This window comes from Alistipes sp. 56_sp_Nov_56_25 (genome assembly GCF_001915285.1).
Classification (GTDB): domain Bacteria; phylum Bacteroidota; class Bacteroidia; order Bacteroidales; family Rikenellaceae; genus Alistipes; species Alistipes shahii.
On sequence record NZ_MNQF01000018.1, the window covers coordinates 1 to 22093 of the forward strand.

The 22093-nt window shown below is 59.4% G+C and carries 15 protein-coding genes and 1 pseudogene; 13 read left to right on the top strand and 3 right to left on the bottom strand.

The window, feature by feature from the left end; genetic code table 11:
- A pseudogene (locus BHV64_RS06495) lies at positions 1-288 on the top strand (hypothetical protein); the annotation flags it as partial.
- 584 nt (positions 289-872) lie between these two features.
- Here BHV64_RS06495 and BHV64_RS06500 read toward each other — a convergent pair.
- The 3 genes from BHV64_RS06500 to BHV64_RS06510 all read right to left on the bottom strand — a co-directional run bounded on the left by BHV64_RS06500 (position 873) and on the right by BHV64_RS06510 (position 4331).
- Positions 873-1325: a 6-pyruvoyl trahydropterin synthase family protein gene (locus BHV64_RS06500; protein WP_022061551.1), complete on the bottom strand. Its 453-nt coding sequence runs from the start codon at positions 1323-1325 to the stop codon at positions 873-875.
- Between the two features lie 229 nt (positions 1326-1554).
- On the bottom strand, positions 1555-3180 hold the full coding sequence (locus tag BHV64_RS06505; RefSeq protein ID WP_217726807.1) for a ribulokinase: 1626 nt from the start codon (positions 3178-3180) through the stop codon (positions 1555-1557).
- Positions 3181-3191: 11 nt separating this feature from the next.
- The gene (locus BHV64_RS06510; RefSeq protein ID WP_217726809.1) at positions 3192-4331 is read right to left on the bottom strand and encodes a DUF6786 family protein; all 1140 of its coding nucleotides are present in this window, start codon (positions 4329-4331) and stop codon (positions 3192-3194) included.
- Positions 4332-4446: 115 nt separating this feature from the next.
- Between BHV64_RS06510 and BHV64_RS06515 the strand changes: the two genes are divergently transcribed.
- The 12 genes from BHV64_RS06515 (at position 4447) to BHV64_RS06570 (ending at position 22071) form a co-directional block, all read left to right on the top strand.
- Positions 4447-5505 (top strand): LacI family DNA-binding transcriptional regulator, encoded by a 1059-nt coding sequence (locus BHV64_RS06515; protein WP_254886319.1) that lies wholly within the window; start codon positions 4447-4449, stop codon positions 5503-5505.
- A gap of 281 nt (positions 5506-5786) precedes the next feature.
- A complete protein-coding gene (locus BHV64_RS06520) occupies positions 5787-7607 on the top strand; it encodes an FG-GAP repeat domain-containing protein (RefSeq protein ID WP_254886320.1) in 1821 nt (606 codons plus the stop codon).
- Positions 7604-8479: an alpha/beta hydrolase gene (locus BHV64_RS06525; protein ID WP_147619986.1), complete on the top strand. Its 876-nt coding sequence runs from the start codon at positions 7604-7606 to the stop codon at positions 8477-8479. Before BHV64_RS06520 ends, BHV64_RS06525 begins: the two co-directional genes overlap by 4 nt.
- A gap of 22 nt (positions 8480-8501) precedes the next feature.
- A complete protein-coding gene (locus BHV64_RS06530) occupies positions 8502-9413 on the top strand; it encodes a dihydrodipicolinate synthase family protein (RefSeq protein ID WP_196016747.1) in 912 nt (303 codons plus the stop codon).
- 31 nt (positions 9414-9444) lie between these two features.
- Positions 9445-10923 (top strand): sodium:solute symporter, encoded by a 1479-nt coding sequence (locus BHV64_RS06535; protein ID WP_217726815.1) that lies wholly within the window; start codon positions 9445-9447, stop codon positions 10921-10923.
- An 18-nt stretch (positions 10924-10941) separates the two neighbouring features.
- The gene (locus BHV64_RS06540) at positions 10942-12717 is read left to right on the top strand and encodes an L-fucose isomerase (RefSeq protein ID WP_288115665.1); all 1776 of its coding nucleotides are present in this window, start codon (positions 10942-10944) and stop codon (positions 12715-12717) included.
- Positions 12718-12729: 12 nt separating this feature from the next.
- The gene (locus BHV64_RS06545) at positions 12730-13347 is read left to right on the top strand and encodes a YhcH/YjgK/YiaL family protein (RefSeq protein WP_217726819.1); all 618 of its coding nucleotides are present in this window, start codon (positions 12730-12732) and stop codon (positions 13345-13347) included.
- Entirely contained in the window at positions 13344-14534 is a 1191-nt protein-coding gene (locus BHV64_RS06550; RefSeq protein ID WP_217726820.1) for an exo-alpha-sialidase, read from the top strand. Before BHV64_RS06545 ends, BHV64_RS06550 begins: the two co-directional genes overlap by 4 nt.
- On the top strand, positions 14531-15745 hold the full coding sequence (locus BHV64_RS06555; protein ID WP_217726821.1) for a sialidase family protein: 1215 nt from the start codon (positions 14531-14533) through the stop codon (positions 15743-15745). Before BHV64_RS06550 ends, BHV64_RS06555 begins: the two co-directional genes overlap by 4 nt.
- Positions 15746-15747: 2 nt before the next feature.
- A complete protein-coding gene (locus BHV64_RS06560) occupies positions 15748-17166 on the top strand; it encodes a sialate O-acetylesterase (protein WP_217726822.1) in 1419 nt (472 codons plus the stop codon).
- Between the two features lie 32 nt (positions 17167-17198).
- Positions 17199-20441, top strand: coding sequence for a SusC/RagA family TonB-linked outer membrane protein (locus BHV64_RS06565; RefSeq protein WP_288115666.1), 3243 nt, complete (start codon positions 17199-17201; stop codon positions 20439-20441).
- A 19-nt stretch (positions 20442-20460) separates the two neighbouring features.
- Positions 20461-22071 (top strand): RagB/SusD family nutrient uptake outer membrane protein, encoded by a 1611-nt coding sequence (locus tag BHV64_RS06570; protein ID WP_288115667.1) that lies wholly within the window; start codon positions 20461-20463, stop codon positions 22069-22071.
- Positions 22072-22093: the final 22 nt, after the last annotated feature.

Consider the following 22093-nt stretch of genomic DNA (forward strand, 5'->3'; position numbering starts at 1 on the left):
TATCGAGATTCTGAACCTTGCCAAACGCGCTGCGGAATGGTTGCGAATATAAGATCGGGCTCCTCGCCCGGTGGGGCTTTGCGCTATAACAAGGAGAAATTGGATAAGGATAAGGCCGAAGTGCTGCTTTGGCAGAAGATGCTCGAACCGTTCGATAAACACGGACGGATGGATGTCGAGGGCCTAGCGACCGCTCGGAGTGAGCATCTCCCCCCCCCTTCAACCAAACAACAAACGGCTTCAACCAGTTGGAGAAAGGTTCAAGAAACTTCCAAGTCATCTCAATGACTAAATACCGTAACTGGGACTTGATCCGGTTCTTCTGACGAGTTGTGTCTTTGGTGATCGAGTTCTTCAATCTTATCAAGGAACACATCACCAACGATATGCTGTCCGGCGTGTAAATGCCTTTCAACTTGTTGCCCTGTAAACTCCACGCTTGCTTGCATCTGTCCACGGCGTCACTCTTACGCAGCATTTCACTGCTCTTGATCAGTACATCGGCCGGATTGACCACGATGTTGTCGATCCTTAAGGTTGTCAGGTATTTGTGTGTCCAGAACCTGCAGAATTCTGCTTTATACACCGAATGATATCAGCATCCGGATAACTCCTCGTTAGAAATCCGCGCAACGCTTCCGGATCCGGATTTTGCCTGAATGTCTTCAGTACAGAAGTCGCGGACAAAACCGTAACCGACCAACTCTTCAAATCTTTGCGCTCTCATGGCTATCGTCATTTTAGTTAGTAAAAATTGACATCTTTAAATCTAACCAAAATCTCGATAGCTTTTTTCTGCTATCCGCTATCCTCGCAGTTTACTCGGATTGTAAACAATAGGAATTGATGCGTCACTTGTGTTCGGGGAGCTGTCACTCGTTGTCGCCGGCAAACCACTCGGCGAACGAGGTTGCGGTTTCGTGGAGCTTCAACGAATGGAGCGCAACGCCTTCGGGAAGCCGGGCGGCGATGCGGCGGGCGAAATCGGCGAGCATGTTCTCGCACGTGGGCTGGTAATCCACCGTCAGGATGTTGCCGAACCGCTCGGCGAGCACCCGGCGCAGCTCCGCGCCCGACGCCGAACCGCGCAGCACCAGCGCATGATCGAACCGCGAAACGATCTCTTCGTTCACGATCCGCTTCAGCACCCCGAAGTCCATCACCATCCCGCATTTGGGATCGGCCTCGTCTTCGGCCGGGGTGCCTTTCACCGTCACGAACAACCGGTAGGAGTGCCCGTGGATTTCGCGGCACGGCCCGTCGTATCCGTCGAGGGCATGCGCTGCCTCGAATGAAAATTCCTTGGTCAATCTGATCACTGTCATAGGGCAAAGATAGTGCAAGGTGAGCGGAGTGCCAAATTTATTTGAGCACTTCCGAGCCGCAGCCTGTCTAAGGCAACGCCAAAGATAGTGCAAGCCGGGTACAATGCCAAATTTACTTGGGGATCGCCGAGAGACAGCCGATCCAAGACAGCACGCAGGCCGCAGGCAAAACCGAACGATTCGTCGGCCCTACCCGCGGCCCGTGCACCCGGTCCTCCGGAACGCCCGCTCAGCGGCGGCCTCCGAGTTTCAGATAACGGTCGTAGAGGCGGTCGTAAACCGCGTGACGCTCCATATCGGGCAGGTATTCGTCCGAGAAACCGGGACACATCGCCCGCTGGGCCTCCTGCACCGATCCGTAGAGCCCGGCGGCGACCGCCGCGAACATCGCCGCACCCAGGGCGCAAGCCTGATCGCTGGCCACCACCCGGATCGGAACGCCGATGACATCGGCCATCGTCTGCATCACGAAAGGCGATTTGCGGGCGATGCCGCCGATGGCGAGGATGTTGTCGATGGGCACCCCCTCTTCGAGCATCCGCTCGTCGATGGCCCGGGACCCGAAGACCGTAGCTTCGACCAGCGCCTTGTAAATCGCCGGCGCCGATGTCGCAAGGGTCAGTCCGTCCAGCGCACCCCGCACCCGGGGGTCGGCATCGGGCGTCCGGCGGCCGTTGTGCCAGTCAAGCGCCACAGGATCGTCGGGTGTCAGGGGCAGCCGTTCGGCCTCGGCCGTCAGCTCCCCGAGAATCCGCTCTTCGAGTTGCGGATCGCTTCCGGCAATCTGCCGCAGCGGCCACGCCATCACCCGCCGGAACCAAGCGTACAAATCTCCGAAGGCGGCCTGCCCGGCCTCGAAACCGATATATCCGGGCAGCACCGAACCATCGACCTGACCGCAAATGCCGCGCACGGTCCGGTCGCCGACCTCGTCGTAGGTGCCGACCACGATGTCACACGTCGAGGTTCCCATCACCTTGACCAGCGTTCCGGGGACGATCCCGGCCCCGACGGCCCCGACATGGCAGTCGATGGCCCCCACGCCGACGGCGATGCCCGGTTTCAGCCCCAGCCGGGCAGCCCACTCGCCGCACAGCCGGCCGACGCACGCATCGCCCGTGACGGTGTCGGAATAAAGATGTCCGCGGAAGATGCCCAGCAGCGGATCGACCGCCTCCAGAAACTCCGGCGCGGGAAGTCCGCCCCACGAGGCGTGCCACATCGCCTTGTGTCCGGCCACGCAGCGGCTGCGGGCGATGGTCTCGGGGGTCGTGTTCCCGACCAGCAGGGCGCTGATCCAGTCGCAGTGCTCCACCCACGAATAGGCCGCAGCCCGCAATCCGGGCGAACGGCGCAGGCAATGGAGCATCTTGGCCCACACCCATTCGCAGGAGTAGGTGCCGCCGCTGTAACGGGTGTAATCAATCTCCCACTTTCTTGCTAAATCGTTTATCTCATCCGCTTCGGCGAGGGCCGTATGGTCTTTCCAGAGCACGAACATCGCATCGGGCTCCTCGGCGAACTCCGGCAGCAGGGCCAGCGGGGTGCCCTTGGCATCGGTCAGCGCCGGGGTGGACGCCGTGGTGTCGAAGGAGATGCCGCAGACGGCATCGGCAACGTCGCGGCCGCAAGCCGCCAGCGCCTGACGGACAGACGCTTCCAGAGATTCGACATAATCGAGCGGATGCTGGCGATAGCGGTTGTGCGCGGGATCGCAGTAGAGCCGCTCGGCCCACCGGGGATAGGCCACCACCGCCGAAGCGAGTTCCGACCCGTCGGCGGCATCGACGACGAGGCACCGCACGGAATCGCTCCCGAAATCGACGCCCAGAAGATAGTTGGTTCGAGGTTGCATAGTTATTTCGATTAATGGTTGAACGCTTCTTTCACAGCCCGCAACCCTCCGGGTATCAGACCGCGGAGAAGTTCTTCGAGCAGAGCTTCGTCCCCTTGCAGGTGGAAGACCTCCTGCGTGTGGCACAGCGTCTCGCCGGGCCGCAGGAAGGCCGCCGGCGAAGAGGTTTCGATTTCATAGAACGGGCCCATCACCTCGCCGGTCTCGGTCGGCCCGTCGTTGTAGGCGTTGACGACATCCCCGCCGAACGGATCGGCCTGCGCGCCCCAGCGGCTCTCCACATAGCGGTCGCCCGGCGCGGAACGGCGGTAGCGAACCAGCGTCACGTGATGCGCCGCCGCGTCATAACTGCCGCAAAGCCCCGTATCGCGGCCCGCAGGCAGCCCGATCTTCGACCGGAAAGCGCCGTCGATCCGCAGGCATACGAGCCCTCCGGAGACGGAGAGCCGGTCGTCCGGAAGCTCTCCGAAATAGTCGCTGTTGACGGCCGCACGCACCTCTTCGCCGTCGCAGGGGAGGAAAACGACGGTCGTCGGCGACGGCGTGAACATCCCGAGCATCCAGACCGACGGAGCGCCGCCCGCGGGCGTCCAGGGCTCCGGACCGCAGTTCCCGATCCGGTTCTCGCTGCGGTAGGCCACCAATGCGAGTTCCGGCGGCAGGACACGCCCCAACGACACCTCCGCCTGCCGGTGCGAAAGGAGTCCGACGCGACGCGCCACCCCGATCTCAAAACGGGTTCCGGCGGCGTTGCGAAGCGACATTTCAGCCTCGAAGCACACCTGCCGGGCATCGCGCCCGACCACCTGGAAAGGCTCGGTGTCCAGCGCCGCCGGAACCTGCCAGTTGGCGTAGACCTGCTCGGCGCCGGGCGCAAAGTAAAGCGAGAAGGGGCCGCCCTCGGGCCCGAGCCAGAGGCGTTCTTCGCCGCCGAAAGGGTTGAACCGGGATTTCCGGACCCCCGAAGCGATCAGCGAGCGGTTTATCCAGCCGTAGCCGGGTCCCCCGGTTCCGGCCGCCGTCGAAGTCATCACCCGTCCCTGCCACGCCGGAACCAGACAGACCCGCGCCCGGCCCGATTCGTCGGACAACTCCACGACCCGAACCCCGCAACTCTCCAGGAATGAGTGCTCTTCACCGTAAGTTTTCATATTCCGAAAGGGATAAAATCAAAAAAATTGCGAAAAAATTTGTTTATTAAAACGTTTTAATTACATTTGCAAATGTAACAGAAAATCCCAGATATTGCAAAAAATCGCAAAAAATATGCGCACGAAGCGAGTCACCATAAAAGATATAGCCACGGAGGCGGGAGTTTCGATCGCCCTGGTCTCGTTCGTGATGAACAACAAGTCCGACGGCAAGGAGACCTACCGCGTGAACAAGGAAACGGCCCAGCGCATTCTGGAGGTCGCGCAAAAACTCAATTACCAGCCCAACAACGCCGCCCGCACCCTGCGCAGCGGCAAGACGAACACCATCGGCGTCATCGTTTCGGACATCTCGAACAAGTTCTTCGCCGACATCGCCCGGTGCATAGAGAACCACGCATATAAACATAAGTACACCGTGCTGTTCGGCAGCACCGACGAGAATCCGCAGAAGCTGGAGAATCTGGTCGAGGTCTTCCGCAACAAGGGCATCGACGGCCTGATCGTGGTTCCGTGCGAAGGCGCGGACGAGATCATCCGCGACATCGCCCGCCAGAACATCCCGCTCGTGCTGCTCGACCGCGAGGTGCCCGATCTGGAAGTCAGCAGCGTCGTGCTGAACAACCGCCGCGCCGGGTACGAAACGACCGAGGCGCTGATCCGGCGCGGATTCACCCGCATCGAGATGATCTCCTACTCGATGGGGCTCTCGAACATCCGCGAGCGCGAAGAGGGCTACCGCCGCTGCATGCAGGCACACGAAATGAGCGAAAACGCCGTCATACACCACCTGCGCCACGACAAGTTCGCCAAAATCGAGGAGATCATCCGCGAGGCCCGGCAGCGCCGCGTCGAGGCTTTCCTCTTCGCCACCAACACGTTGGCAGGCCAGGGCCTGAGCGCCATCTTCCGCAACGGCTGGCGCGTGCCCCAGGATTTCGCCATCGCCTGCTTCGACACCAACGAAGCCTTCGACATCTACAAAACCGCCATCGCCTACGTCCGCCAGCCCATCGAACGGTTCGGGACCGAGGCCCTCGACCTGCTGATCAAGAGCATCGAACAGCGCGACAAACCCGGAAGCTGCACACGCATCGTGCTGACGCCCGAAATCGTCGAGAGCGCCCCCGAAGAGGCGCTGCGGAGCGCGGAAGAGGCGGCAGTGAAAAGTTAAAACATTTGCCCCGAGGCTAAAACGATTTACAAGAAACCGATATAAAACCATGAACCCGGCAACCCATCTTTACAAAACGAGCGTCCTCGCCATCCGCATCGCAGCGCTGGCCGCCGCACTCTTCGTCACGACATCGGCACCGGCCCGAACGGCGCATACAGCCAATCCCAAGGAGGGGGGGGGGAAACACCCCGGCCCAATCCGACCCGGACATCCTGCGCTATAACAATCCGGGCCTCACGGTCGATCTGGGGGTCGGGCTGTGGGGCATTCCGCTGCCCGTGGACTACGACGGCGACGGTCTGAAAGACCTGCTGGTGTCGTGCCCCGACCGCCCCTACAAAGGACTCTATTTCTTCAAGAACATCGGTACGCCGCGCCATCCCCGCTTCGCCGCCGCCGAGCGCATCAGCGAGAAGGGGATGAACAACATCCGTCTCTCGGAGGCGGACGGCAAACCCTACGTCCTTTCGAAGAATTTCGAATACCCCGACTTCTTCAAGGCCCCCTATGCCAAAAAACGCCGCCTGCACTACGAAGGCGAGGAACTCGGGGCCACCTACAACAAGTCGCGGAGCAATATGTGGAGCTACGCCGACTGGGACGGCGACGGCGACAAGGACATCGTCGTGGGCATCGACACGTGGGACGACTACGGCTGGGACAACGCTTTCGACAGTCTCGGACGCTGGACCCGGGGTCCGCTGCACGGCTACGTCTACCTGCTGGAAAACACCGGCAGGGGATATGTCAACCGCGGCAAGGTGGAGGCCGCAGGCGCCCCGATCGACGTTTACGGAGCACCCAATCCGTGTATCGCCGATTTCGACGGCGACGGCGATCCGGACCTGATCTGCGGCGAATTCGTCGATGGACTCACCTGGTTCGAGAACGTCGGCACCCGCACGGAGCCCCGCTTCGCCGCGGGACGGCCGCTTGCGAACAAACACGGGGAGATCCGCCTCCATCTGGAGATGATCGTCCCGGTGGTGTCGGATTTCGACGGCGACGGGCATCCCGACCTCATCGTCGGCGACGAGGACGGCCGCGTGGCCTGGGTGCGCCACACGGGGAAGGTCAAAAAAGGCATGCCCCAGTTCGAATCGCCCGTCTACTTCACCCAGCAGGCCGATCCGGTCAAATTCGGGGCCCTCTCGACCCCCTGCGCCTTCGACTGGGACGGCGACGGAAAACAGGACATCATTGCCGGGAACTCGGCCGGCGAAATCGCTTTCATCCGCAACCTTTCGGGCGGCGAAAACCCCGTGTGGGACGCTCCGCGCCTCTTCACCGTCAACGGCAAGCCCATCCGCATCCAGGCCGGGGAGAACGGTTCGATACAGGGTCCCGCCGAACGCAAATGGGGCTATACGGTGCTCTCCGTGGCCGACTGGGACGGCGACGGACTTCCCGACATCATCATCAACTCGATCTGGGGCAAAATCGAATGGTTCCGCAACCTCGGCGGCAAAGACGGGCTAAGACTCGCCCCGGCGCAGCCCGTGCGCGTGGCCTGGGAGGGCGAGGCCCCCAAACCCGCCTGGAACTGGTGGACGCCCGAACCCGGCACGCTCGTCACGCAATGGCGCACGACGCCCGTGGCGACGGACTGGAACGGCGACGGGCTGACGGACCTCATCGTCCTCGACCAGGAGGGTTACCTCGCCTATTACGAACGTTTCCGCACGCCCGACGGCGAACTGCTGCTCCGTCCCGGACGCCGCATCTTCCACGGCACGAACTGCTCGCTCTACAACTCCAGAAGCGGGGTAGCGAATGCGTCGGAAGGGCTTCTGCGGCTGAACGACGGCATCGGCGGACAATCCGGACGCCGCAAGATCTGCTTCACGGACTGGGACGGCGACGGACGGTTGGACCTGATCGTGGACAGCCAGAACGCCTGCTGGTTCCGCAACGTCCGCGAGGAGCGGGGCGAGGTGTGGTACGAATACATGGGCAACGTCGGCGAACGCATACTGGCTGGTCACACGACCTGTCCGACCCCCATCGACTGGCGGGGCGACGGTACGCCGGAACTCCTGCTGGGGGCCGAGGACGGCCACTTCTACCGGATGGCGAACCAACAGAAACAGACGCGATGAAAACCTACCTCACGACACTCTGCGCCCTATTGCTGGCCGTCGCCGTATCGCAGGCCGCCGAGCCGTTGCACGTCAAACTCTTCCCGGAGGGAACCCCGACGAAGAGCGGTCTAGAAGAGCAGCCCGAAGGCGTGAACGACAAGGGATATTACGTCGGCGTCAGCGACCCCGAATTGTTGGTCTATCTTCCCGATCCGGCGCGCGCCACGGGGCAGGCCATGCTGGTCGTGCCGGGCGGAAGCTACGAGAAAGTCTGCATCACGCACGAGGGCTACAAGACCGCCGAGTGGCTCAACGAACACGGCATCGCCGCGATGATCCTCAAATACCGGATGCCGAACGGCCATCCCGGGATTCCGCTCGAAGACGGCGAGCAGGCGATGCGCGTCATCCGCCGGAACGCCGCACAATGGGGTGTCGATCCTCACAATGTGGGAATTATCGGCTTCTCGGCGGGAGGCCATTTCGCCTCGACGCTCATCACGGAATACACGAACGAGGAGACGCGCCCCGACTTCGCCGTCCTGGTCTACCCGGTCGTCTCGATGAACTATTCCAGCGTCCGGACCCGGGAGAACCTCCTCGGGGCCCGCAGCGAAGAGGAGGCATTGCGCAAACGTCACTCCACCTTCGGACAAGTGCACGAAGGGATGCCCGAGGTGATGCTTCTGCTGTGCAACGACGACAAAGCGGTGGTCCCGGACAACTCCATCGCCTTCTACCGGGCCCTCAACCGCCGCGGAGTGAAGGCCGAAATGCACATCTATCCCGAAGGAGGCCACGGCTTCTGGATGCGCGAACGCTACAAGTACGGCGACGAAACCTATCCGGCCGTCATCCGGTGGATCGAACGGCACAGAACGAACAACTGACTGAAACCTAAAACATAAAAAAATGAAGACTATCAAAGGGATCATTCCCCCGATGATCACCCCCTTGAAGGGTGACGACCAGATCGACCGCGAAGGCACCGTACGGCTCACGGAGCACATCCTCGCCGGCGGCGTCCACGCCCTTTTCCTCCTCGGCACCACCGGCGAGGCCCAGAGCCTCTCGTACGAATGCCGCTACGATTTCGTCGAACTGGTCTGCCGTCAGGTCGCCGGGCGCGTTCCCGTGCTGGTGGGCGTCACCGACACGTCGCTCGACGAGAGCGTCAAACTGGCCGCCCATGCCGCGAAATGCGGCGCCGTGGCGGTCGTGGCCGCCGCTCCCTACTACTTCGCGCCCTCGCAGCAGGAGCTGATCGAATACTACACGGCGCTGGCCGACGCCCTGCCGCTGCCGCTCTTCCTCTACAACATGCCGTCGCACGTGAAGGTGTTCCTCGAACCCGCGACCGTCAAGACGCTGGCCGAACACCCGAACATCGTCGGGCTGAAGGACAGTTCGGCCAACATGACCTATTTCCAGACGCTGCTCTACCACCTGGGCGACCGCGAGGATTTCGCCCTCTACGTGGGTCCCGAGGAGCTGACGGGCGAAAGCGTCGTGATGGGGGCCGACGGCGGCGTGAACGGCGGCGCCAACATCTTCCCCGAACTCTACGTGCAGATGTACTACGCCGCCTGCAACCGCGACGTGAACACGATGCGCGCGCTGCAACGGAAGATCATGCAGATCAGCACGTCGCTCTACACCGTCGGGAAATACGGCTCCAGCTACCTCAAAGGCGTGAAGTGCTCGCTCTCGCTGATGGGCATCTGCGACGACTACATGTCCTACCCCTACCGCCGTTTCCGCACCGAGGAGCGCGCCCGCATCCGCAAGGCCCTCGAAACGCTGGGAACCGCCTGCGGCGAATGACACACGACCGAACTACCTAACCCGACAAAAAATGGAGATAACCTTACTCGATTACCTCGTCTTCTTCATCTTCGTGGGCGGCGTCGCCCTCTTCGGCTGCTCGTTCTACTTCCGCAGCCGCAAGGGCGCCGCGGCATTCACCGCCGCCGAAGGATCGCTGCCCACCTGGGTCGTGGGCATGTCGATCTTCGCCACGTTCGTCAGCAGCATCAGCTTCCTCGGACTCCCCGGCGACGCCTACAAAGGCAACTGGAACCCCTTCGTATTCAGCCTCTCGATCCCCATCGCCACGTGGCTCGCGGCCAAGGTCTTCATCCCGCTCTACCGCGGAATCGACAGCGTCTCGGCCTACCACTACCTCGAAATGCGCTTCGGCTACTGGGCCCGCTGTTACGTGGCGGTCTGCTACCTGCTGACGCAGCTCGCCCGCGTGGGCTCGATCCTGCTGCTGCTGGCCCTGCCGCTGAACACGATGTTCGGCTGGGACATCCAGACCATCATCGTCTGCACGGGCATCGCCACGCTGATCTACACCCTGCTGGGCGGCATCGCCGCCGTGGTCTGGACCGACGCCATCCAGGGCATCATCCTCATCGTCGGGGCCATCGCCTGCGCCGCGATCCTCACCTTCACGATGCCCGAAGGCCCCGGGCAGCTCTTCGAAATCGCCTCGGCCCACGGCAAGTTCAGCCTCGGCAGTTTCGGCGCGAGCCTTACGGAACCGACCTTCTGGGTGGTGCTCATCTACGGACTGTTCGTCAACATGCAGAACTACGGCATCGACCAGAACTACGTGCAGCGCTACATGACGACCCGCTCGACGGCCGAAGCCGTGAAATCGACCCTTTTCGGCGGACTGCTCTACATCCCCGTGTCGCTGGTCTTCGTCTACATCGGCACGGCGCTCTTCTCCTACTACACGGCGCGTCCCGAACTGCTGCCCGCCGGCACGCCCTCGGACCAGGTATTCCCGTGGTTCATCGTCCACGGACTCCCCACGGGACTCACCGGACTCGTGATCGCCTCGCTCTTCTCGGCCGGCATGTCCACCATCGCCACGAGCATCAACTCCTCGGCGACAATCGTGTTGACGGACTTCGCCAAGCGGCTCTCGAAAAAGGAGCTCTCCGAAAAGAAGAGCATGCGGGTGCTCTACGCCACGTCGTTCGTCGTGGGGGCACTGGGCATCGTCATGGGACTGCTGATGATGCGCATCGACGGCGTGCTGGACGCCTGGTGGAAGCTGGCGTCGATCTTCAGCGGCGGCATGCTGGGACTGTTCCTGCTGGGCGTCGTCTGCAAGACCGTGCGCCGGGCCCATGCGGTCGTCGCCGTGATCCTCGGACTGCTGACCATCGCCTGGATGAGCCTCTCGCCGCTCATCAACGCCGGTTCGCCCTTCTACCGGTTCCACAGCCCGCTGCACACCTACCTGACGATCGTCTTCGGAACGACGGTCATTTTCCTGACGGGCTTCCTGCTTACGAAATTCACAAAAAAGGGAAATTGAATCGAAATTCACCCAATCATGAAAAATTCACATCCTAAAATCGGTATCCGTCCGATCATCGACGGCCGCCGCGGCGGTATCCGCGAATCCCTCGAAGAGATGACCATGGGCATGGCCCAAAGCGTTGCGAAACTCTATGCCGCGAAGCTGCGCTATGCCGACGGAGCGCCCGTCGAATGCGTCATCGCCGACACGACGATCGGCGGCGTGGCCGAAGCGGCCGCCGCGACCGACAAATTCCGCGACAACAACGTCGGAGCCGTCCTCTCGGTGACCCCCTGCTGGTGCTACGGCTCCGAAACCATCGACATGGACCCGCTGATGCCCAAAGCCATCTGGGGTTTCAACAAGACCCAGCGTCCGGGAGCCGTCTACCTCGCCTCGGCGCTGGCCGGACACAACCAGAAAAGGCTGCCCGCATTCGGCATCTACGGCTCCGAAGTGCAGGAGCAGGACGACAACAGCATCACCCCCGACGTGGAGGAAAAACTGCTGCGCTTCGGCCGCGCGGCCGTCGCCGTCATGGAGATGCGCGGCAAATCCTACCTCTCGATCGGCTCCGTGTCGATGGGCATCGCCGGTTCGATGCCCGATCCCGACTTCTTCCAAGAGTATCTGGGCATGCGCAACGAAGCCGTCGATTGCTCGGAGATCGCGCGCCGCATCGAACTGGGCATCTATGACAAGGAGGAGTTCGAACGGGCTATGGCCTGGGTCGAAAAGCACTGCAAGACGCACGAAGGCGAGGACCTCAACCCGGAACACCTCCGCTATTCGCGCGAAAAGAAAGACGAGGTGTGGGAGTATGTGGTCAAGATGACGATGATCTTCCGCGACCTGATGGTCGGCAATCCGAAACTCGCCGAAATGGGCTTCGAAGAGGAGGCCGCCGGGCACAACGCCATCGCCGGAGGTTTCCAGGGCCAGCGCCAGTGGACCGACTTCCGCCCCGACGGCGACTTCTCGGAGGCCATCCTCAACACGTCGTTCGACTGGAACGGCATCCGCGAAGCCTACACCTTCGCCACCGAAAACGACACGCTGAACGGCGTTTCGATGCTCTTCATGCACCTGCTGACCAATCAGGCGCAGCTTTTCTCCGACGTACGCACCTATTGGAGCCCCGAAGCCGTAGAGAGCGCCACGGGCAGGAAACTGACGGGCAAGGCCGCGAACGGCATCATCCACCTGATCAACTCGGGAAGCAGCACGCTGGACGCCTCGGGCGCGATGTCCGACGCCGAGGGCAATCCCGTGATGAAACCCTTCTGGGAAATCACCGAACAGGAGGCCGAACGATGCCTCGAAGCGACGACCTGGCACCCGGCCGGCCGCGAATACATGCGCGGCGGCGGTTTCTCGTCGAAGTTCTTCACGCGCGGCGACATGCCGGTGACGATGTGCCGCCTGAACCTGATAAAAGGCCAGGGTCCGGTGCTGCAAATCGCCGAAGGGTGGGCCGTGAACGTCGATCGGGCGATCTTCGAGCACATCGACAAACGCACCGATCCCTCGTGGCCCACGACCTATTTCGCACCCCGGCTGACGGGCAAGGGAGCTTTCAAGAGCGTCTACAACGTGATGAACAACTGGGGCGCCAACCACGGAGCCATCACCTACGGACACGTCGGAGCCGACCTCATCACGCTCGCCTCGATGCTCCGCATCCCGGTCTGCATGCACAACATCGACGAGGAAAAGATCTTCCGTCCCTCGGCCTGGGCCGCCTTCGGCTCCGACCCCGAAGGGTCCGACTACCGCGCCTGCAACAACTACGGACCGATCTACAAATAACACCATACGACCATGAAAATCAAAACTGCAACAATCATTGCCATGATGGCCATCATGACCGCCTGTGGCGGTGCTCGCAGCGTTTCGCAGTGGAGCGATCAGGAGATAGACGCCTGGTTCGCCGTCTCGGATTGGCAGACCGCACTTCCATGCAAACCGGGCCCCGAAACAGACAAGAGACAGTTTGCCGAACAGGTGCTGAGCAATCCCGAAGCATGGCAGGCCGCCCTAGAGTTTCTGCAAGCCAATGATCCTGCATCGCTGGCCAACGGCACATACGACATCACTCCCGACGGCAGCGTCTATGCCAGCGTAGCCCGCTACACAACCAAAGATTCGGCCAATTTCGAGGCTCATCGCAAATACATCGACCTGCAGTATGTAACCGAAGGCCGGGAATGCATTCAGATAGCATCTATCGACTCCGTCAACGACTGTACACAGCCTTACGACGCGAAAAAAGACATTGAGTTCTATGCTTCGGCAACATCCCTGACGGAGTGCCCGGCCGATTCGATGCGTCTGGTCATCCTTTTCCCGGACCAAGCACACAAGCCCTGCATGAAGATCGGAGAGAAAGCTCCCGTCAGAAAGATCGTCGTAAAAATTCCCTATACTGAAAAACAATGAGAACACTGAAAAGCCGGCTCTGCTGCTGCCTGCTCCTGCTGTGTATCACGGCGGCGGCCCAACCCGCTGCCCAGATCGTCCCGGGAACGGTTGTCGATCACATTCCGGCCTCATCGGGCACATACATCGGCTCTCCGGGCCTTTGTATCCTTCCGAATGGCACTTATGTGGCTTCACATGACCTTTTCGGTCCCAAATCGACCGAATACAAGGCGGCCCGTACGCTCGTCTTCATCTCCACGGATAAAGGCCGTACATGGAAGAAAAGCGCAACGCTCGACGGACAGTTCTGGTCGAACCTTTTCGAAATAGACGGCAGGCTCTACCTCTTAGGAACCAATAAGGCACACGGCAATGTAGTGATCCGCCGCTCGGACGACGAAGGACGGAATTGGACAACCCCTTCGGACTCCGCCCACGGCGTGATTCTCGAAGGCGAGTATCACACGGCTCCCATGCCTGTCGCAATCTACCGGGGACGCATCTGGCGAGCCGTCGAATATGCCACTTCCGATACCGACAAATGGCCCGCACGGTACAGCGCCGTCATGCTGTCGGCCCCCGTCGGTTCGGACCTGCTCGACGCCCGGAATTGGAGGCGTTCGGAATCCCTTGCTCCTGATTTCAGCGCGTTAGGCGGAAGTTTGAAAGGCTGGCTCGAAGGCAATGCAGTCATCGATCATGCAGCCAAAGGCATTGTCGACATTCTCCGCGTACACACCCCCGGCGAACAGCAGGAATATGCAGCGATCGTCCGCGTAAGCCGCAATGGTAAAAAACTCGCGTTCGATGCCTTCAGCGACCTCGTTCCGTTCCCCGGAGGTTCGAAGAAATTCGCAATCCGCTACGATGAACCATCGAAACGCTACTGGACTCTGGTCAACGCCACCGGCAACGAATACCCCGAAATCCAGCGCGACCGGGTACGCAACCGACTCGTCATAGCCAGTTCGCCAAATCTGCGGGAATGGACCGTGCACAAGGTGCTGCTTTCGCATCCCGACCCGCTGAAGCACGGCTTCCAGTACGTCGAATGGCAAGTCGATGGCAATGACATCGTCTATGTCGTGCGCACGGCCTTCGACGATGAAGAAGGCAACGCCGTGAACTACCACAATACAAATTATATGACATTCCACCGTCTGGAGGACTTCCGGACGCTGGCCTCCAAAATCCTTGCCTTATGAAACACCTGCTGATAATCCTGCCCTGTCTCTTCTTTCCGGCCATCGGATGTCTGGGATGTTCACACGAGGAACCCGGACAAAATCCCGACAAAGAGATTCCCGCACCTCCGGGCATCGTCGTCAACCACGTTCCCAAGAGCACCGAAACCTACATCGGGTCGCCGTCGCTCTGCATTCTTCCCAACGGCGACTATATCGCCTCGCACGACCTTTTCGGTCCCAAGGCCAATACAGGTAAAATGGGTACGACGCTCGTATTCCGTTCCGGCAACAAAGGAGCCACCTGGGAACAAATCGCTCGGATCGGCGGTCAATACTGGTCGAACCTCTTCCTGCACAGAGAAGACCTCTACCTGCTCGGAACGGACAAAGGACACGGCAACATCGTGATCCGTCGCTCGAAAGACGGCGGGAGAACATGGAGCGTGCCGATGGACGCAGCAACGGGAGTGCTCTTCGAAGGACACTACCACACGGCTCCGACCCCTGTGGCATTACACAACGGTCGGCTATGGCGGGCCTTTGAGAATGCCGACGCTCTTGATTCGAAACTCCCGGACCGCTACGGCATCCTGATGATCTCAGCCCCCGCGGACGGAGACCTGCTGGACGCCGCCAACTGGAAAATGACAAACTTCCTGGTAGCCGACGACACGTGGATGAACGGACAATTCCGCGGTTGGTATGAAAGCAATGCGCTCACTACGCGCGACGGTCGCCTAGTAGACATCGCCCGTGTGCATATTTGGCCGGGAGCCGAAGAGATGGCCGCCATCGCCAAGGTCTCGGCCGACGGCGAAGAACTCTATTTCCAGCCCTCATCCGGATTTGTCCGCATGCCGGGTGGGTCCAAAAAATTCACAATCCGTTACGACAAAAATACCGGCCGCTACTGGTCGTTGGTGAACAACATCCCCGCCGGTTACGAAAACGCCTATCCCGCCACAGTACGCAACTACCTAGCCGTCATCTCTTCGGGGGATCTGCTGACGTGGAAAATGCACCGCATCGTACTGGAACACCCCGACCGTCTGTTGCACGGCTTCCAGTATGTAGACTGGCTGTTCGAAGGCGACGACATCGTCTTTCTCTCCCGCACGGCTTTCGATGACGAAGAGGGAGGTGCGGTTCGTTATCACGACGCCAATTTCCTGACATTCCACCGCATCGAAAACTACAAATCGCTACTCACCACTGAAATAGAATACTGATTATGCGCCGAATTACATGCATTCTGCTGGTCTGCTGCCTACTGCCGCTGGTGGCCGCCGCACAACTGCGCCTGCCGTCGGTCATCGGAGACGGCATGGTGCTCCAACGCAACAGCTCCGTTCGTCTGTGGGGCAAAGCAGCTCCCTCGTCACAGGTGCGTATAGCTGCCGGATGGGCCGCAGAGCCTGTCGAGGCAAGCGCTTCACACGACGGCGACTGGAGCGCCGAAATTCCGACCACCGAGGCCGGAGGGCCCTATACGATCGAGATCACATCCGGAACGGAACAACACACATTGCAAAACGTGTTGCTGGGCGAGGTTTGGATATGTGCCGGACAATCGAACATGTCGATGCCCGTTCGCGGCTTCGAAAGCCAGCCCATCGCCGGATCGCTCGAAGCGATCGTCTCCTCACCGTGTTATCCGATCCGCATGTATACGGCAGACCGAACCGTTTCCGAACACAAAGAGTTCAACGTCAAAGGCCGTTGGATGGAAGCCGGTGTCGCCACAACGGGAGCTTTCAGCGCCGTGGGCTTTTTCTTCGCACGTACACTCTGCCAAGCACTGAACGTTCCGGTCGGCATGATCAACCTAAGTTGGGGCGGCTCCACGGCTCAAGCTTGGTCCAGCCAGGAACTGCTCATGCAGTTCCCGGAAATCGACACAACGATGAATATGCAGAGCAAATCGCCCCAACGCATCCCCTCAGCCTTGCACAATGCCATGTTTCATCCTGTCACAGGCTACGGCGTACGGGGCGTCATCTGGTATCAGGGCGAGAACAACCTCCGGGAACCGGAACTCTACGCCCGGCTATTTCCGGCAATGGTCAGGGAGTGGCGCACGAAGATCGGCCGGGGAGACATTCCGTTCTACTATGTGCAGATCGCCCCGTTCGACTACGGCAATGCTGCGGGTACCGAGGCGGCGAAACTCCGGGAGGCACAAGCCCGCTGCCGTTACACGATCCCCAATTCAGGTATGGTCGTGACGATCGACCTCGGCGAGGAGAAACAGATCCACTATGCCTCCAAATCGGAGGTGGGATTCCGGCTCGGATGCCAGGCGCTGGCCGGGACATACGGCTTCGGGAAACTCCCCCACAATGGCCCGGTCTACCGCCGTTGGGAAAAGGAAGGCGGGCGGATGATCCTTACGTTCGATCATGCCGAAGGCGGACTCTGCCTAAAACCTTCACAAACGACGGGATTTGAAATTGCCGGTACCGATGGACGCTTCATCCCGGCCCGCGCCGAAGTGCATCCCCGTAACAAAAAACAGGTCGTCATATGGTCGGACGAGGTGACCGATCCGGCCGATGTACGCTACTGCTTCCGAAACTTCGCCGTCGGCACTCTCTACGATGCCTACGGATTGCCTGCCGCACCTTTTCGCACGGACAATTATCCCAGATAGAACTCAATACCAACAACCTAAATCAACGAATCATGCAAAACAAATTACCACAACGGAACGCGGGTAGTGAAAGCAAGTCCTGCCGCAGCATGTGGAAAAGCACCCCGAAGATTTGGCTGGCTTGTCTACTAATCGGGCTGGCTGTGCTGCCGGGCACTTGGACAGAGACTACGGCTGCCGAATCGCAGACTGCAGCCCCTGCCCCCGCACGCAAGAAAGTGACGGGAACTGTCAAAGCCTCCGGCGACGGAACTCCCATCATCGGAGCCGTCGTACACCAGAAAGATGTTGCATCGAACGCCGTGGTGACCGATAAACGGGGTAACTTCCAAATTTCGGTACCAACGGGTGCTGTCCTCGAAATCTCCTGCCTCGGCTATATCTCCCGCGAAGTAACGGTCGGCGAACGCACGGACTATACAATCCAGATGGAAACAGACGTCAAGCAGGTCGACGAAGTCGTCGTAGTGGGTTACGGCACACAGAAGAAGAGCGACCTGACGGGATCGGTCGGCGTCACCAAGATGAGCGACCTGAACAAAGCACCCGTTGTTTCGTTCGACCAGGCTTTGGCGGGACGTATCGCCGGCGTACAGGTTACCTCGGCCGACGACCAGCCAGGAGGAGGTATGGACATCGTGATCCGCGGCGGCAACTCGCTGACGCAAAGCAATTCACCGCTCTACGTCGTGGACGGCTTCCCGATGACAGATTTCAACGCTGCATCGCTCAATCCACAGGACATCAAATCCATTTCGATCCTCAAGGACGCTTCGGCAACAGCGATCTACGGTTCGCGCGGAGCCAACGGAGTGGTGATGATTGAAACCCAAAGCGGCAAACCGGGACGTACGACGGTCTCCTATGACGGTTACGTCGGCGTGGCATCCACCAGCAACCGGATGGACCTGATGAATCCCTACGAATTCGTTGCCTATCAATTAGAGACTAACCCCACCTATGCCAACAGCGTCTATCTCAAGGATGGCAAGACCCTCGAAGACTACAAGGGTCAGAAAAGTATCGACTGGCAGGAACTGCTGTTCCGCGACGCGCTGATCCACAGCCACAGCCTTTCGGTCAACGGCGGCAATGACAAAACGACCTTCTCGGTATCGGGATCGTATGCCAATCACGAAGGCGTCGTCGATTACAGCGGCTACAAGCGTTACCGCGGACGCGTCTACGTCAACCATAAATTCAACGACCGCATTCGATTCAATGCCGCTGCCGACTATTCGCGCGACGAATCCACAGGCGACATTGCCTCGCAATCTACCAATACCACGCAGCAGTATGCCAGCTACTTAATGTACCGCACATGGGGTGCACGTCCGGTAATGGGTGTCGGGCAGGACGATATCACCGGTTCGCTCTTCGATCCCGACGCGCAGGATACCCGGTTCAATCCAGTCCTCGACGTCAAGAACAGCAAGCGCAAAAAGACCGGCGAGTATTTCCGCGGCAACCTGAATGTCTCGTTCAAACTCCACAAGAATCTCGAACTGATGATCAAGGGTGGTGTCTACAACCGTACGTGGCGTGAAACGGGCTTCTACAACTCCGAAACCTCAAAAGGCTCCTCGGAAATGGCCAGCAACACCAAAGGCGTGAACGGCACGGTCGATTTCCGCGAAGCCCGTAGCTGGCTCAACGAAAACACGCTGACCTATCGCAAAAAATTCCGCAACGCCCACAACCTCACCGTCCTACTGGGCTGGACCCTGCAGGGCAACAACGAAGACAAATGGGGCTTCGCCGGAGAACAGGTCCCCAACGAGCAACTGGGCATCAGTGGCATCGATGAGGGTATTCCTGGCAAGAACACCGCTTATCAGTCGGGTAATCGCATGATGTCCTACCTCGGACGCATCGATTACAACTACAAAAACCGCTATCTCTTCACCGCAACGTTCCGCGCCGACGGATCGAGCAAGTTCTCGAAGGACAACCGCTGGGGTTATTTCCCTTCGGCAGCTTTCGCATGGCGCCTGAGCGAGGAGAAGTTCATGAAGAGCGTCGATTTCATCAACAACGCCAAAATCCGCGTCAGCTACGGTCAGACCGGCAATGACCGGATTGGCGATTTCTCGCGTTATCCCCAAATGAACATGGCCTATGGCTACTACTACTCGTTCAACAACAAGACACCACTGCCCGGTATCGGCAATTCGTCGATCGGAAATCTCGACCTGAAGTGGGAAACCACTGACCAGACCAACGTCGGTCTCGACCTGGAACTCTTCAGCGGCCGGATCGCCCTGACCGTCGACTGGTACAACAAGAAGACGCGCGACCTGTTATTGAACGCCAGCATTCCCTACACCAGCGGTTATTCGAAGATCTACAAGAACGTCGGCAGCATCCGCAATCGCGGCTGGGAGTTCTCGCTCTCAACGGTCAACATCGCAGCCCGTAATTTCCGCTGGACGAGTGATTTCAACATCAGTTTCAATAAAAACCGCATCCTTTCACTCAACGACGACGAGACTCGTCTGCTAACCGCCGTGACACAAGGATGGGAGATGTCGAAGGTCAACCTCTACATGGCCGAAGTAGGCTCTTCGGCAGCCCAGTTTATCGGCCTCATCTGGGACGGCGTCTACAACTACGACGATTTCAACCTCGTAGGTGACAAATACGTGCTCAAATCCGACCGAGCTGCCAATGGCTCGGCGCGCGACATGATCCAGCCCGGCGACATCAAATACCGCGATGTCGACGGCGACGGAACCATCACCGACAAGGACGTTGTGGTCATCGGCCGCGCACTGCCCATCCACATCGGCGGCTTCAACAACAATTTCACGTGGGGCCGTTTCAACCTCAATGTCTTTTTCCAGTGGTCGTACGGCAACGACGTGATGAACGCCAACCGCATCTACCTGGAAGGTAACCAGACCAACCGACCGGCCCTGAACCAATTCAAGAGTTATGCCGACCGCTGGACACCCGAAAATTCCGACAGCAAGATGTTCCGTGCCGGAGGACAAGGCCCCGTGGGCTTCTATAGCAGCCGCACGCTGGAGGACGGTTCGTTCCTGCGCCTGAAAACGCTACAACTCTCCTACAACCTTTCAGCACGCGCCTGCCGCTACATCGGCGTACAGAACCTCTCGGTCTACGTTTCGGGCCAAAATCTCTTCACCTGGACCGACTACTCGGGCATGGACCCCGAAGTATCGGTGCGCAACAGCGCCCTGACCCCGGGTTTCGACTACTCGGCCTACCCGCGTTCGCGTACATATGTATTCGGGGGGAAAGTAACCTTCTAACCTAAAAACGCCAAATACGATGAAACAGTTAAAACATATACTCCTGCTCGCCGGAATTATAAGCCTGGCGTCATGCAGTTTCCTGGACATGGAACCCCAGGATTTTCTCGCTCCGTCGCAATATTATAAGACAGAGGCCGATTTGGAGACCGCTCTTACGGGCGTCTATTCCACGCTTCACGACGGTGCGCTCTATAAAAACTACATGCTCGGACGGCTGGGTCTCGATGCCGACCTAGGTTACGACAACCGCGACGGCGATGTAGGCACCTCGTCGCAATACCTGACAGCGGCATCCGACGTGAAGGTCGAGGGTTTCTGGCAGTCTCTCTACAAGGGAATAAACAACGCCAACCGACTGCTGGCAGAGGTCGACAACCCCGATATCGACATCGCCCAAACCCGGCGGGACGAGATCAAGGGCGAAGCGCTTTTCCTGCGCAGTTACTACTATTTCCTGCTCGTCTCCAGTTTCGGCGATGTCCCGCTGATCCTCATCCCGAAAGAGAAAGCAACCAAAGAAGAGCTGAATATCCCGCGCACACCTTCGAAAAAGGTTTATGAACAGATCATCGGCGACATGGAAACCGCCACGGACCTGGTTCCGAAACTCGATGTTCTGGGATACGGAGGCCGCGTGAGCGAATCGGCAGTATGGGGCATATTGGCCCGCGTCCACCTCTACATGGCCGGCGAACCGCTCAAAGAAACATCGCATTACGAGGATGCCCGCGACTGTGCGCTGAAGGTGATGGGTCTGGGATTCCATGAACTCAATCCGGACTTCCAGCAGATATTCAAAAACTACGCACAGGACCTCTACGACATCAAAGAAAGTATCTGGGAAGTGGAGTTTTACGGGAACGGCTCAGGACTCTACGCCACACTGGGCGGTTATGTCGGCGGCAACAACGGAATCCGCAATTCGACCGATACGAACAACAGTATCGGATACACTTACGATTATATCAACGCTACACAATATGCCTACAAGGTCTACAAAGACGGCGACCTGCGCCGCGACTTCACGATCGCACCTTTCAAATACAACTGGGGCACGAAGGTCGAAGAGGGACAGGAAGTTCCCAAGACTTACTGGAAAAGCACGGAGCTTTTCAACCGCAACTGCGGCAAATTCCGCCGTGAGTTCGAGACCTTGCTGCCCAAACACCGCAGCTACACACCGACCAACTTTCCGCTGCTGCGCTATGCCGATGTACTGTTGATGTATGCCGAAGCGGAGAACGAAGTCAACCAGGGACCTACGTCAGAAGCCTACGCTGCCGTAAATCAGGTCGTCCGTCGCGGTTACGGCAAACCGGTGAATACGCCAGATGGTTCAGTGGACTGGTCCGGCATGGACTACACCGAATTCCGCGAGGAAATACAGCGTGAGCGCGCCCGCGAACTAGCCTATGAATCACTGCGCAAAGGCGATCTGATCCGCTGGGGAATCTTTCTCACGCAGATGAAAGACTGTTTGGCCGATGCAAACAAGGCCCCTTCGTTCGGCGATCTGAAGCATGCGAAGGCTACCTTCGGCAATGTCACGGCACGTGACGTCCTGTGGCCAATTCCGAGCTACGAGATGGCTCTAAACACCAACCTCAAGCAGAACCCGGGATGGTAACAACCTTTAATCCGACAATCAT